Below are 13,516 nucleotides of genomic sequence, written 5' to 3' on the forward strand. Positions count from 1 at the left end.
ACACGCCGCGACGACGAGAGCAGAGCGGACCGAACAGCGCAGGGAGACCGCCTCGTGACCACCACCGGCTCCGGCTCCACCTACGACCCCCCGGCCGACCCCGTGCATCGCGCCACCGCCGCACCGGCGCCCGGTCACGGTCCACAACCGCGCACGGACCGCAGGGTCGCCCTGGTCACCGGCGCCTCCTCCGGCATCGGGGCGGCCACGGCGCGGCGCCTCGCCGCCGGCGGCTGGCATCTGCTGCTCAGCGGGCGCGACCGGCGCCGGCTGGAGGAGACGGCCGCCGGGACCTCGGCCGTGGTGCTGCCCGCCGACCTCGCCGCCCCGGACGGGCCGCGGCTGCTGGCGCAGGCCGCGCTGCGCGAGACCGGCCGGATCGACCTGCTGGTCGCCGGGGCCGGCATCGGCTGGGCGGGACCGTTCCTGAGCATGCCGCACACCGACATCGACCGGGTCCTGGCCCTCGACCTCAACGCGACCCTGCACCTGGTCCGCGAGGTGCTGCCGTCCATGGTGACCGCCGGCCACGGCCGGGTGGTGTTCATCGGCTCGGTCGCCGGAGTGGTCGGCGTGCGGGAAGAGGCGGTGTACTCGGCCGCCAAGGCCGGCCTCGCCGCCTTCGCCGAGGCGCTGCGCCAGGAACTCCTCGGCACCGGCGTGGGCGTCACCCTCGTCGTCCCCGGCCCCGTCGACACCGGCTTCTTCGCCCGCCGGGGCCGCCCCTACCACCGCAACCGACCTCGCCCCACCTCCCCGGACCGGGTGGCGGCCACCGTCTGGGAGGCCGTCACCGAGGCCCGCGAGGAGGCCTACGTCCCCGGCTGGCTCACCCTCCCCAACCGGGTCCGCGCCCTCACGCCCCGCCTGTACCGCAGGCTGCTCAACCGCTTCGGCTGACCGGACGGGACCACCCGCCTCTGCCGCGTCTGCCGCCCCGGCCGCGCGGGTAGGGTCCAGGACGGTCCGCAGATTCCGTCCGTCCGACCGGGGGCAGTCATGGACAGCTACGGCAGCTACGGCAGCGGCAAGGCGCGGGGCACCGGGCAGGGCGGGACGGGCAGGCGGATACTGCCGCGCACCACCCGGCGGGCGCTGCTCGGCGCGCTGACCGTGCTCGCGGTGACCGGGGCCGCCGCGCCCGCACGCAGACCGACGGGGGCAGCCGCCGCCGATCCTTACGACGCCCTCCGCCGGCGCTGGCTCACCATCGCCCTCGGCGAGGGCTACGACCCGGCCGCCGAGCCCTACGCCTCCCGGCTGGCCGAGACCGGCACCGAGGCCCGGCAGCTCGCGGCCGGCATGGCCCCGGCGCCCGACTCCCTCTGGCCCGGCCACCCCTTCGACCCGCCGGCGGGCATCACCCTCAGCTACAGCCGCCTGTGGACCATGACCCAGGCCTACGTCCAGCCCGGCACCGGATCCACCGGAGACCCCGGCCTCCTCGCCACGATCCTGCGCGGCCTCGACCATCTCTCCGCCACCGTCTACAACCCCTCCACCACCCGCTACGGCAACTGGTGGGAGTGGCAGATCGGCAGCCCCCGGCTGCTGACCGACATCACCGCCGCGCTCCACGACCACCTCGGCCCCGAGCGCATCGACGCCATGTGCGCCGCGATCGACCACTTCATCCCCGACCCCGCGCTCACCGACTACTCCGGCACCTCCACCGGCGCCAACCGCGTCGACCTGTGCCGCTCGGTCGCCCTGCGCGGCATCCTCGGCCGCGACCCCGCCAAGATCGCCCTGGCCCGGGACGCGCTCTCCCCGGTCTTCCCGTACGTCACCCGGGGCGACGGCCTGTACGCCGACGGATCGTTCATCCAGCACACCTGGGTCGCCTACTCCGGCACCTACGGGCAGGTCATGCTCGACGGCCTCGCCCGCCTCTTCACCCTGCTCGCCGGCTCCGACTGGGAGGTCACCGACCCGGCCCGGCAGATCGTCCTGGACAGCGTCGAGCACGCCTACGCGCCCCTCATCCACGACGGCCTGGTCATGGACAGCGTCAACGGGCGTGCCATCAGCCGCGGTTACCTCAAGAGCGACGACCGGCACGTGATGCGCTCGGACCACTTCCACGGCCAGCAGCTCATCGCGGCCATCGCCCTGCTCGCCGGGGCCGCGAGCCCGGCCGAGCGCGAGCGCTGGCAGGCACGGGTGAAGGGCTGGATCGAGCGCGACACCGTCTCCCCGATCCTGACCGCCCGCCAGTTCGGCGTCGCCGACCTCGCCCGCCTGCACGCCATCGCCGACTCACCCCTCCCCGCCGCCCCGGAGCCCACCGGCCACCGCCTCTTCGCCGCGATGGACCGGGCCGTGCACCGCCGCCCCGGCTTCACCGCGAACATCGCCATGGCCAGCGACCGCATCGCCCACTACGAGTGCGGCAACGGCGAGAACCCGCGCGGCTGGCACACCGGCGCCGGCATGCTGCTGTGGTGGGCGCCCGGCCTCGGCGACCAGTACACGGACTGGTTCTGGCCCACCGTCGACTGGTACCGGCTGCCCGGCACCACCGTGTCCACCAAGCGCCTGCCCGACCGGGCCGGCGGCGAGTGGGGCACGCCCAAGCCGGACGTGCGCTGGGTCGGCGGCACCACCGACGGCGAGTACGCGGCCGTGGGCCAGCACCTCAAGGGCCTCGGCTCCACGCTCCAGGCCCGCAAGTCCTGGTTCTGCGTCGACGACGCGGTGATCTGCCTCGGCGCCGGCATCACCTGCACCGACGGCGTCCCGGTCGAGACGATCGTCGACAACCGCAACCTGGGTGAGGGCGGCACCAACACCCTGACCCGTGGCCCCGGCTGGGCGCACCTGGAGGGCCACGGCGGCTGGCTGGTCCTCGACGGCGACCTGCGCACCCTGCGCGAGGACCGCACCGGAGCCTGGTCCGACATCAACACCACCAGCACCAGCGAACGCCGCACCCGCCGCTGGCAGACCCTCTGGCTCGACCACGGCACCGACCCCGCCGACGCGACCTACGCCTACGTCCTGATGCCCGGCGCCGACCGCCGGCAGGTCCTCCGCCGCGCCGCCGACCGCCGCCGGCTGCGGATCCTCGCCAACGACCGCACCCGCCAGGCCGTCGCCCTGCCCTCCCTCGGCCTGACCGCCGCCAGCTTCTGGCAGCCGGGCACCGCCGGACCGCTCACCGCCACCGCATCCGCGAGCGTGCTGCTCCGCCGCCGGGGCCGTACCGCTACCCTCTGCGTGAGCGAGCCGACCCGAACAGGCGAACCGCTGGAGATCATCTGGGACCATCCGGTGCGCGGGCCGGTACGGGCCGACGACACCGTGGAAGTCCTGGCCACCGGCCGCCGTCTCCGGGTCCGTGTCACTCCGGGGGAGGTATGTACCACTCACCGCTGTGAGGTGACTCTCAGCTGATGGGGTTTGTGCGACCTCTACAAGCGCGAAGCCCTCTGAGCAGTCGGAACGGCTGCATGGCGTTGTGGTTCTGTTCAGTGGCGCCAGGAAAACGCGCCGGAGACTGTGAGGAGTCGACGGCTCGCAATCCCCCGGGGGCTTCGTAAGGTCACTACATGACCGTTTTGGATGAGGCGCCGGGCGAACCGACCGAGATGTCGGGAGAGCCGGCCGACGCGCGCGGACGCGTGGCCGAACTGCACGAGATCCGTGCGCAGGCACTGGCCGGCCCGAGCGAGAAGGCGACGGCGGCGCAGCACGCCAAGGGGAAGCTGACGGCGCGGGAGCGCATCGAGCTGCTGCTGGACCCCGGCTCCTTCCGTGAGGTCGAGCAGTTGCGCCGGCACCGGGCGACCGGCTTCGGCCTGGAGGCCAAGAAGCCGTACACGGACGGTGTGATCACCGGCTGGGGGACGGTGGAGGGCCGGACGGTCTTCGTCTACGCCCACGACTTCCGGATCTTCGGCGGTGCGCTGGGCGAGGCGCACGCCACCAAGATCCACAAGATCATGGACATGGCCATCGCGGCCGGGGCGCCGCTGGTGTCGCTGAACGACGGCGCGGGCGCGCGTATCCAGGAGGGTGTCTCGGCGCTGGCCGGCTACGGCGGCATCTTCCAGCGCAACACCAAGGCCTCCGGGGTCATCCCGCAGATCTCGGTGATGCTCGGCCCGTGCGCCGGCGGTGCCGCGTACTCGCCCGCCTTGACGGACTTCGTGTTCATGGTCCGCGACACCTCGCAGATGTTCATCACCGGTCCGGACGTGGTGAAGGCGGTCACCGGCGAGGAGATCACCCAGAACGGCCTCGGCGGTGCCGATGTGCACGCCGAGACCTCCGGGGTGTGCCACTTCGCCTATGACGACGAGGAGACCTGCCTCCACGAGGTCCGCTACCTGCTCTCCCTCCTCCCGCAGAACAACCGGGAGAACCCGCCGCGGGTGGAGTGCACCGACCCGGTGGACCGCCGCAGCGACGTGCTGCTCGACCTGGTCCCCGCGGACGGCAACCGGCCGTACGACATGGCCAAGGTGATCGAGGAGCTCGTCGACGACGGCGAGTACCTGGAGGTCCACGAGCGCTGGGCGCGCAACATCATCTGCGCGCTGGCCCGGATGGACGGCCAGGTCGTCGGCATCGTCGCCAACCAGCCGCAGGTGCTGGCCGGTGTGCTGGACATCGAGGCCTCCGAGAAGGCGGCCCGCTTCGTCCAGATGTGCGACGCCTTCAACATCCCGATCGTGACCCTGCTGGACGTGCCCGGCTTCCTGCCCGGCGTCGACCAGGAGCACGGCGGCATCATCCGGCACGGCGCCAAGCTGCTGTACGCCTACTGCAACGCCACGGTGCCGCGGATCTCCCTGATCCTGCGCAAGGCCTACGGCGGCGCGTACATCGTCATGGACAGTCAGTCCATCGGCGCGGACCTCACCTACGCGTGGCCGACCAACGAGATCGCGGTGATGGGCGCGGAGGGCGCGGCCAACGTCATCTTCCGCCGGCAGATCGCCGAGGCGGAGGATCCCGAGGCGATGCGGGCGCGCATGGTCAAGGAGTACAAGGCCGAGCTGATGCACCCGTACTACGCGGCCGAGCGCGGCCTGGTCGACGACGTGATCGACCCGGCCGAGACCCGCGAGGTGCTGATCCGCTCCCTGACCATGCTGCAGACCAAGCACGCCGATCTGCCCTCCCGCAAGCACGGCAACCCGCCCCAGTGACCTTCGGAGATACGACGATGACGACACCCGACATTCGCGTCGAGAAGGGCCACGCCGAGCCCGAGGAAGTGGCTGCGATCACGGCGATCCTGCTGGCCCGGGCCGCCACGCCGGCGGCTGCCCCCGCTCACCGGGGCAGGGCCCGCGCGGGCTGGCGCCGCCTGGAACGCGAACCCGGCTTCCGCGCCCCCCACAGCTGGCGCTAACCCCAAGGGGCCCCAACCGGGGCCCCTTTCCCATTCGGGGTGGCGAAACTTACGCCAGCGTCGCGGGGAACTGCGCGCCCAGCCCCATCCCACCCGCACCCGGCACTGAACAACGACCCGGCAGACGCGCACCCGGGGGAACCCGCGCAACCCGGCGCAACTGGGGGAAATTGGCGATACGACTGGCCGCAGGCGGAAACGAAAGGTGCCCCCGGCCGGGTGGGCCAAGGGCACCTTGAAAGGAAACCTCGTTGGAGAGTTACCGCAGGCGGGCCATGAGGGCGTGTTCGACGAGGGTGATCAGCGTGGACTTCGCATCGGCCCGATGCCGCGCATCCGTCGTGATGATCGGCGTGTCCGGCCCGATCTGCAGCGCCTCCCGCACCTCGTCCGGCGAGTACGGCTGCTGCCCGTCGAAGCCGTTCAGCGCGATCACGAACGGCAGTCCGCTGTTCTCGAAGTAGTCGACAGCGGGGAAGCAGTCGGCGAGCCTCCTCGTGTCGACCAGCACCACTGCGCCGATGGCGCCGCGCACCAGGTCGTCCCACATGAACCAGAAGCGGTCCTGGCCCGGCGTACCGAAAAGGTAGAGGATCAGGTCCTGGTCCAGGGTGATACGGCCGAAGTCCATGGCGACCGTCGTGGTCGTCTTGTCCCCGGTGTGGGTGAGGTCGTCGATGCCCGCCGAAGCAGACGTCATGACGGCCTCCGTGCGCAGCGGGTTGATCTCCGAGACGGCGCCGACGAACGTGGTCTTGCCCACGCCGAAGCCGCCCGCCACCACGATCTTCGCGGAGGTGGTGGAGCGGGAAGGACCGCCGCTAGAGCTTGCGAAGTCCACTGAGCACCCTTTCGAGCAGTGTCACGTCTGGCTGGCCGCCGGCGTTCTCGTCGCCGCCGGGCTGATGGATGGCGACCAGTCCCGCCTCCGCCAAGTCGGCGACGAGGATCCTGGCCACGCCGAGGGGGATGGTCAGCAGCGCCGAGACCTCGGCGACCGACTTGATCTCCCGGCAGAGGTTGCAGATCCGCTGATGCTCGGGCAGTTGCCCCTGCATCTGGTGCGGCTGCGCAGTGGTGTGCACCAGTGCCTCGATGGCGAGCTGGTACCTCGGGCGGGTCCGGCCGCCGGTCATGGCGTACGGACGCACCAGGGGGTTGTTCGACGCACCCGCGGGCGCCGGCTCGGGGCTGCGGCGCTGCGGCTGCACGGGCTGGATGCGCGGCGCGGGCGGCTGGTCGTACGGCGAAGGGCCGGGGCCCTGCGGCGCGTACGGCTGCCGGTGGTTCGGTGCGGAGGGGTAGCCGTATCCGCTCTGGGCAGCGTCGTTCTGGCCCTGGCCAGGACCGTACGACCAGTTGCCCGAAGACGAACCACCTGGGGGTGTTGCCACTTTCTCCTCCTCCGACTGTGCCGGGCACCCAACACTGTGGCGCCGCGTCCCGAAACCTTACGGCTACGGGACGCCAAGACGCACCGTCTGTCTTCTAGTTGAGAAGGCTCCCTTGGAGCTCCGCTCGAAGATCCGGCGTCAGGACCGTACCGGCTCGGTCCACCAGAAGGGCCATCTCGTACCCAATGAGGCCGATGTCCGCCTCGGGATGTGCGAGAACGGCGAGCGACGAACCGTCGGAAATGGACATGATGAAGAGGAATCCCCGCTCCATCTCCACAACCGTCTGGTTCACGTTGCCTCCCTCGAAGATCCGGGAGGCGCCTGCCGTCAGAGACGTCAGACCGGAGGCGACGGCCGCGAGCTGGTCGGCGCGGTCGCGGGGAAAGCCTTCGGACATCGCCAGAAGGAGTCCGTCGGCGGAGACCACCACCGTGTGGGACACCCCCGGGGTGTTGTCCACGAAGTTGGTGATCAACCAGTTCAGGTTCTGTGCCGCCTGGCTCATCGGGCTCACACTAACGCTCCTGGTTGTAGGTGCTGTCAGGACCGAAGCCCTGGCCGTTCGTTTCACTGCCTGCGCTGCGGCCTCGCTGGACGCCGCGTCGCAGGTTGCTCAGCCTGCCCCGGACGTCCTCCGGGGCGCGGGAGACCTGTGGGCCTCCCTGGGGGGTGGTTTCGGCGGAACCCTGAACCAGGTTGGCCTTGGGCACCCGCCGCGGCAGGCCGGAGGAGGTCACCCCGCCCGCCTTGGGCTTGCGGAGCTGCGAGGCCTGCTGCCAGCGTTCGTCGTTCGCCGAACGCCAGCCGCTGTCACCGTTGCTCTCCGCGGTGGAGGCCGGCGGCTCCTGGTTCACTTGCCGCGCGCCGGCCGAGCCCTTCGCGCCGTTCGCGGAGGAACCGCGGCGCGGAAGCCCGGCGTCGGTCAGCTCGTGGACGGTGGAGTGGGCCGGTCCCGGACGGTCGAAGCCTACGCTGTCCCGCTCATCTGCGTCAGCGGCCTGGGTGGATTCCGTGGCCTGGGCATCCGCAGGGTACTGGGACGGGTAGCCGTTGCGGTAGTCGTCCTGCTGGGGCCAGTCGTCCTGCTGCCGGCGCTCGCCGAAGCCCGGGAAGGACTCCCCGGCGGAGTTGTCCTGGCCGCCCTGGTCGGCGTAGGCGGCGTCCGGGTAGCTGCCGTTCGACGAGTAGGCGTCGTTCTGCGGCAGATGGCCGTTCTGGGCGTAGTAGCCCTCGCCGTACGACTGCTGCTGCGGGTCGTCGTACGACGCCTGCTGCCCGCCCGCGTACGCCTGCTGGTCGTACTCGCCGGTCTGCTGGTCCTGGTAGCCGCCGTCGTAGCCCTGGCCGTTGTCGTAGCCCTGGCCGTTGTCGTAGCCCTGGCCGTTGTCGTAGCCCTGGCCGTTGTCGTAGCCCTGCTGGGCGTACTCGTCGGAGTAGCCGGACTGCTGCTCGCCCTCGTTCCGGCGGTTCGCGGCCTCCCGTTCGGCGGCCTGCGCCTGGGCCTCCAGGGCCGCACGGCGCTCCTCGCGCATCAGGGAGCGGCCGACCGGGTCCAGCTCACGGATGTCGTCCGGGACGTCCGCGTAGCGGCTGTCGTCGAAGCCCAGCTCAGCGGCGGTGCGCATGGGCTGGTTGAAGTCCTCGCCGCGGACGTTCTGCTCCGGGATGATCTGCGAGACGGTGAACTCCTCGCCCTCCATCTGCTGCTCGCCGCCACCGCCGTGGGTGATCGCGTCCGGCAGCATGACCAGCGAGGTGGTACCGGCCTGCTCGCCCGAGGGACGCAGCTGGACCCGGATGCCGTGCCGGTCGGACAGCCGGCCGACCACGAACAGACCCATGCGCTGGGAGATCGCGGCGTCCACGGTCGGCGGGTTGGCCAGCTTGTGGTTGATGTCCGCGAAGTCCTCGGCGGTCAGACCGATGCCCTTGTCGTGGATCTCGATCATGATGCGGCCGTCGGGGAGACGGGTCGCGGTGACGCGGACCTTGGTCTGCGGCGACGAGAAGGTCGTCGCGTTCTCCAGCAGCTCCGCGAGCAGGTGCACGAGGTCGGTCACGGCACGGCCGTGGATCTCGGCCTCCGGGACGCCGGACAGCTCGATGCGCTCGTACTGCTCCACCTCGGAGGAGGCGGCGCGCAGCACGTCGATCAGCGGCACCGGCTGGTCCCAGCGGCGGCCGGGCTCCTCGCCGGCGAGGACCAGGAGGTTCTCGCCGTTGCGGCGCATACGGGTCGCCAGGTGGTCCAGCTTGAAGAGGTTCTCCAGCTGGTCCGGGTCGGCCTCGTTGTTCTCCAGTTCGGTGATCAGGGTCAGCTGGCCCTCGATCAGCGACTGGTTGCGGCGCGACAGGTTGGTGAAGATCGCGTTGATGTTGCCCCGCAGCAGGGCCTGCTCGGCGGCGAGCCGGACGGCCTCGCGGTGGACCTGGTCGAAGGCCCGGGCGACCTCGCCGATCTCGTCCGTGGAGGTGATCGGGATGGGCGCGACACGGGTGTCGACCCGGCCGGGGTCGGTGCGCGAGAGCTGGTCGACCAGCATCGGCAGGCGCTGCTCGGCGATGCCGAAGGCGGCGTTGCGCAGCTGGCGCATCGAGCGGCTCATCTGGCGGGCCACCAGGCCGGCCAGGATGAACGCGGTCAGCAGCGCGATGACCACGGCGGCACCGGTGATGAAGGCGTCGCGCTGGGCGTCGTCGGCGATCTCGGCGGCCTCGTTCACCGCAGTGTCGGCGAGGTCGGCCTCGATCTGCCGGTAGCCGTCGAACTTGAGGGTGTTCACCGCCCACCAGTTCGCGGGCGTGATGCCCTTGCCGGCCAGTTCGGCGCGGGCGGCGGGGTCGGTGGTGCTCAGCCGGGCCACCTCGCCGATCATCGTCTCCGGCTTGGCGGGCGGCGGGACGTAGTCGGGGTCCTTCTGCTTGGCCTCCTTGGCCATCGCCGCGCCCTTGGCCTGGATGTCCTGCGCGACCTGCTCCAGCTTGGCCGTGTCGGCCTCGGTGCCACCGCCGCGGTACTCCTCGACGGCGATGCGCTCGAGGTAGGCGTAGGAGGAGAGGGCCACGCGCTGGCTGGCGAGCTGGCTCGGGGTCGGGCCCGGCTTCGTCAGCATGTGCATACCGATGGAGCGCTCCAGCGACAGCGCGGCCTTGGTCAGCGAGATCGCGTAGACCGTCCGCCCGTAGCTGGTGATGTTTCCGGTGCCCAGACCGAGCTCGTTGGCGAACTCCATCAGGGAGTGGGCGACGTCGACATAGCCCTCCTCCGTCTCCACACCCTTGAGCTTGTCGGTGTAGGCGACGGTGCGCAGCTGCGTCAGACGGGGCTCGGCCTTGCGGAAGCGGGCGAGACGGCGCTGCAGGCCCTCCTTGTCCGGCAACTCCTGCGCGGCCTCGTCGAAGGCGTCGGCGGCCTTGTCGGTGGCGGCGCGGGCCTTGACGACCGTCGGGTCGTCCTCGCCCTTGCCGGTCAGCAGCGGAACCGCGGTGATGTCGCGCTCGTTGTAGATGGCGTCGGCGTAGGTCAGGGAGGCCTGCACCAGACGCGCGGTCTTCTCCGCGTCCTCGGCCTCCTGCCAGGTCTCGATGGAGCTGCTCACCTGGAAGCCGCCCATGACGAGGCCGACCAGCACGGGTATGAGCAGGATCGCGTTGAGCCTGGTGGCCACCCGCCAGTTGCGCGGGGAGAACTTGCCGCCGCTCGGGGCGGGTGTGTCCGTCGGCTCCGGACCGGGCACGGGGGTGGGCGCCGCTGCGCGCGGCGGCGGGGTGAAGTTGCCCCGGGCCGACGGCTCGGGACTGTTCTTGCTTCGCCTCACTCGACCAACAACCTCTCGGCGGTCGGCACCTTCGTTGTGCCGCAGTGTCTCAGAGCCCTGCTCACCATCGACTTCTTGGTACGTCTTTGACCGATGGGCAGTTCAGGCATTCCAGCATGCCGACCTGCGGACTTCCAAACAGCGGAAACGATCAGTGCCGGCCCGCATAAGCCCCAGATAAAACGGTCATAAAGAGCGAGGTGCGGCAAAAGGCGGGCCGGATGTGAGCACAGCGGTACCGCGTGAACGCGACGCGTGTCGGTCCGGCCGGATTCCTCTGCCGAAACGTTATGAACACCGGGGCCGACCGTGTCAAAGGACACAGCCGGCCCCGGTGCACCGAGATCATCCGTTACGACAACTCCCGTCATCGTTCACCGACTTGAAATCACCTCAGGCGTGCCATCAGGGCGTGCTCGACCAGCGTGATCAGCGCGCTCTTGGCGTCCGCCCGGTGCCGGGCGTCGGTGGTGATGATGGGGGTGCCGGGACCGATCTGCAGCGCTTCCCGGACCTCTTCGGGCTGGTAGGGCTGCTGACCGTCGAATCCGTTGAGGGCCACCACGAACGGCAGACCGCTGTTCTCGAAGTAGTCCACCGCCGGGAAGCAGTCCGCCAGCCGGCGGGTGTCCACCAGGACGACCGCGCCGATGGCGCCGCGCACCAGGTCGTCCCACATGAACCAGAACCGGTCCTGTCCGGGCGTGCCGAACAGGTAGAGGATCAGGTCCTGGTCCAGCGTGATGCGCCCGAAGTCCATGGCCACCGTGGTGGTGGTCTTGTCCCCGGTGTGGGTGAGGTCGTCGATCCCCGCGCTGGCGGAGGTCATGACGGCCTCGGTGCGCAGCGGGTTGATCTCCGAGACGGCGCCGACGAACGTGGTCTTGCCGACGCCGAAACCGCCCGCCACCACGATCTTCGCGGACGTGGTGGCACGGGCGTCGGAGACCGCCCCGCCGCTAGAGCTTGCGAAGTCCACTGAGCACCCTTTCGAGCAGTGTCACATCCGGGGCGCCGGTCGCCTCGTCGCCGCCCGGCTGGTGGATCGCGACGAGGCCCGCCTCGGCGAGGTCGGCCACCAGGATCCGGGCGACGCCCAGTGGCATGTTGAGGAGCGCCGAGACCTCGGCGACCGACTTCACCTCACGGCAGAGGTGGCAGATGCGCTGATGCTCCGGAAGGAGCCCCATGAGTGCTGCCGGATCCGCGGTCGAGCTGATCAGCGCCTCGATGGCCAGTTGGTAGCGCGGCCGCGTCCGGCCGCCGGTCATCGCGTACGGACGGACCAGCGGCTGGTCGCCCTCGTCCTCGTACGGTTCCGCGTACGGATCATGAGAGGCGGTGGGCGGGGTCATGAATCCTCAATCCTCCGGGCGTGACAGCAGGTTGGTCAGTCGTGCCGTCTGATGTGGGCCGGTGGGGGGAAATTGTGGCGGCCGGACGGTGATGTGGTGAGACGGGTGGTGCCGGGGCCGTTCAGTGGAGCAGACTTCCCTGTAGTTCGGCGCGCAGGTCCGGGGTGAGGACCGCCCCCGCGCGGTCGACCAGAAGCGCCATTTCGTAGCCGACGAGGCCGATGTCGCAGTCGGGGTGTGCCAGGACGGCCAGGGACGAGCCGTCCGAGATGGACATGAGAAAAAGAAACCCCCGTTCCATCTCCACCACCGTCTGCGCGACGTTGCCGCCCTCGAAGATTCTCGAGGCGCCGGCCGTCAGGGAGGTCAGTCCCGAGGCCACGGCGGCGAGCTGATCCGCGCGGTCGCGCGGAAAGCCCTCGGACAGCGCCAGCAGAAGGCCGTCGGCGGACACCACGACGGTGTGGGACACCCCGGGGGTGTTGTCCACGAAGTTGGTGATCAACCAGTTGAGATTTTGTGCCGCCTGGCTCATCGGGCTCAACTAACGCTCCTGCTGGTGAGTGGGCCGCGGGAAGCTCCCGGTCTGGGAGGCCCCCGCCTGACGGCCCTGTGCGATTCCCCGACGGAGATTGGTCAGCCGGCCGCGCACGTCGTCGGGCGCACGCGAGACCTGCGGACCGCTCGTGTGGGTCTGCTGCTGAGCCGTGCCCGGGACGAGGTTCGCCCGGGGGACCCGGCGCGGCAGGCCGGAGGTGGTGACACCGCCCGCGGCCGGGTTGCGGACGCGTTCGGCCTGCCGGACCAGCTCGTCGTTGGGCGAGCTGCGCCAGGCAGTGGTGGAAGCGGACCGCTGGGGGTTGGCGGCCCCCTGCGGCTGCTGCTGGGACTGCTGGGACTGCTGCGGAGCGGCAGCCGGGCCGCTGCCGTTCTGCGACTGCGCAAGCCGCTCACGACGGCCCCGGAACCAGTTGGTCTCCAGGGTGTCGTACAGCGGGGTGCGTCCGTCACCGGGACCGGTGGCCGGCGGCAGCGCCTCCGGCTCACGCGGCACCGGCCGCTGCTGCGGGGCCTGCGGGGCACCGTTGACCTGCGGACGCTGGTACTGGCCCGTGGTGGAGCCGTTCTGGGCCGGCACCTGGTACTGGCCGGTGGCACCGGCGGAGTAGTTCTGCGCGGCGAACTGGGCGGTGTCGGCCGGGTTCTGCGCGCCCTGGCGGCCCGCCGGGGCGCCGTAGACGTCGCTGCGGACGAACTGGCCCGTGTTCTGCGGGCCGCCCGCGCCCGGAGCCTGGGCACCGGAGGCCTGACGCTCGTCGAAGCGGGGGATCTCGGCCGTGGAACCGGGGCCCTGGCGGTCGTCGACGCGCGGCAGGGCGGCCGTGCGGGAGACGTCCGGCTCCTCGTGACCGCGCGGCGCGTCCAGCGAGGCGCGCGGCACCGAGGGCTCCGCCTTCTCGTCGCTCCAGCTCGGCACCCGCGGCTGCTGCTGGTTACCGCCGGGCAGTTCGGGGCGCGCACCGCCGCGCGGCGGGAGCTGCGGCCGGCGGCCGCGCTCGGGCCCGCCGCCTCCCCGCTGGGGCG

Annotated in this window: 11 protein-coding genes and 1 pseudogene; 4 read left to right on the forward strand and 8 right to left on the reverse strand. The window is 71.1% G+C overall.

Going from position 1 to position 13,516, the window contains the following annotated elements:
* Positions 1 to 54: 54 nt before the first annotated feature.
* The 4 genes from ABD198_RS22595 (at position 55) to ABD198_RS22610 (ending at position 5,362) form a co-directional block, all read left to right on the forward strand.
* Complete coding sequence (locus tag ABD198_RS22595) at positions 55 to 900, forward strand: SDR family NAD(P)-dependent oxidoreductase (RefSeq protein ID WP_344005025.1); 846 nt, start codon at positions 55 to 57, stop codon at positions 898 to 900.
* 99 nt (positions 901 to 999) lie between these two features.
* Entirely contained in the window at positions 1,000 to 3,396 is a 2,397-nt protein-coding gene (locus ABD198_RS22600) for a polysaccharide lyase 8 family protein (RefSeq protein ID WP_344004996.1), read from the forward strand.
* Positions 3,397 to 3,551: 155 nt separating this feature from the next.
* Complete coding sequence (locus tag ABD198_RS22605; protein WP_344004999.1) at positions 3,552 to 5,156, forward strand: acyl-CoA carboxylase subunit beta; 1,605 nt, start codon at positions 3,552 to 3,554, stop codon at positions 5,154 to 5,156.
* Positions 5,157 to 5,173: 17 nt separating this feature from the next.
* On the forward strand, positions 5,174 to 5,362 hold the full coding sequence (locus ABD198_RS22610) for an acyl-CoA carboxylase subunit epsilon (RefSeq protein WP_344005002.1): 189 nt from the start codon (positions 5,174 to 5,176) through the stop codon (positions 5,360 to 5,362).
* 259 nt (positions 5,363 to 5,621) lie between these two features.
* Here ABD198_RS22610 and ABD198_RS22615 read toward each other — a convergent pair whose 3' ends face one another.
* From ABD198_RS22615 to ABD198_RS22650, 8 genes and pseudogenes are all read right to left on the reverse strand, one after another.
* Positions 5,622 to 6,203: a GTP-binding protein gene (locus tag ABD198_RS22615; protein ID WP_044384251.1), complete on the reverse strand. Its 582-nt coding sequence runs from the start codon at positions 6,201 to 6,203 to the stop codon at positions 5,622 to 5,624.
* Positions 6,184 to 6,756 (reverse strand): DUF742 domain-containing protein, encoded by a 573-nt coding sequence (locus ABD198_RS22620; protein WP_344005007.1) that lies wholly within the window; start codon positions 6,754 to 6,756, stop codon positions 6,184 to 6,186. Before ABD198_RS22620 ends, ABD198_RS22615 begins: the two co-directional genes overlap by 20 nt.
* 94 nt (positions 6,757 to 6,850) lie before the next feature.
* The gene (locus ABD198_RS22625) at positions 6,851 to 7,264 is read right to left on the reverse strand and encodes a roadblock/LC7 domain-containing protein (RefSeq protein WP_029385896.1); all 414 of its coding nucleotides are present in this window, start codon (positions 7,262 to 7,264) and stop codon (positions 6,851 to 6,853) included.
* A gap of 10 nt (positions 7,265 to 7,274) precedes the next feature.
* Entirely contained in the window at positions 7,275 to 10,577 is a 3,303-nt protein-coding gene (locus ABD198_RS22630) for a sensor histidine kinase (protein WP_344005014.1), read from the reverse strand.
* 388 nt (positions 10,578 to 10,965) lie between these two features.
* Positions 10,966 to 11,556 (reverse strand): GTP-binding protein, encoded by a 591-nt coding sequence (locus ABD198_RS22635; protein WP_344005017.1) that lies wholly within the window; start codon positions 11,554 to 11,556, stop codon positions 10,966 to 10,968.
* Complete coding sequence (locus ABD198_RS22640) at positions 11,537 to 11,932, reverse strand: DUF742 domain-containing protein (RefSeq protein WP_167996560.1); 396 nt, start codon at positions 11,930 to 11,932, stop codon at positions 11,537 to 11,539. Before ABD198_RS22640 ends, ABD198_RS22635 begins: the two co-directional genes overlap by 20 nt.
* Before the next feature lie 121 nt (positions 11,933 to 12,053).
* Positions 12,054 to 12,467 (reverse strand): roadblock/LC7 domain-containing protein, encoded by a 414-nt coding sequence (locus ABD198_RS22645; protein WP_167996637.1) that lies wholly within the window; start codon positions 12,465 to 12,467, stop codon positions 12,054 to 12,056.
* Positions 12,468 to 12,476: 9 nt separating this feature from the next.
* Positions 12,477 to 13,516 (reverse strand): annotated as a pseudogene (locus ABD198_RS22650) (nitrate- and nitrite sensing domain-containing protein); the annotation flags it as partial.

This window comes from Streptomyces thermocarboxydovorans, assembly GCF_039524635.1.
Taxonomy (GTDB): domain Bacteria; phylum Actinomycetota; class Actinomycetes; order Streptomycetales; family Streptomycetaceae; genus Streptomyces; species Streptomyces thermocarboxydovorans.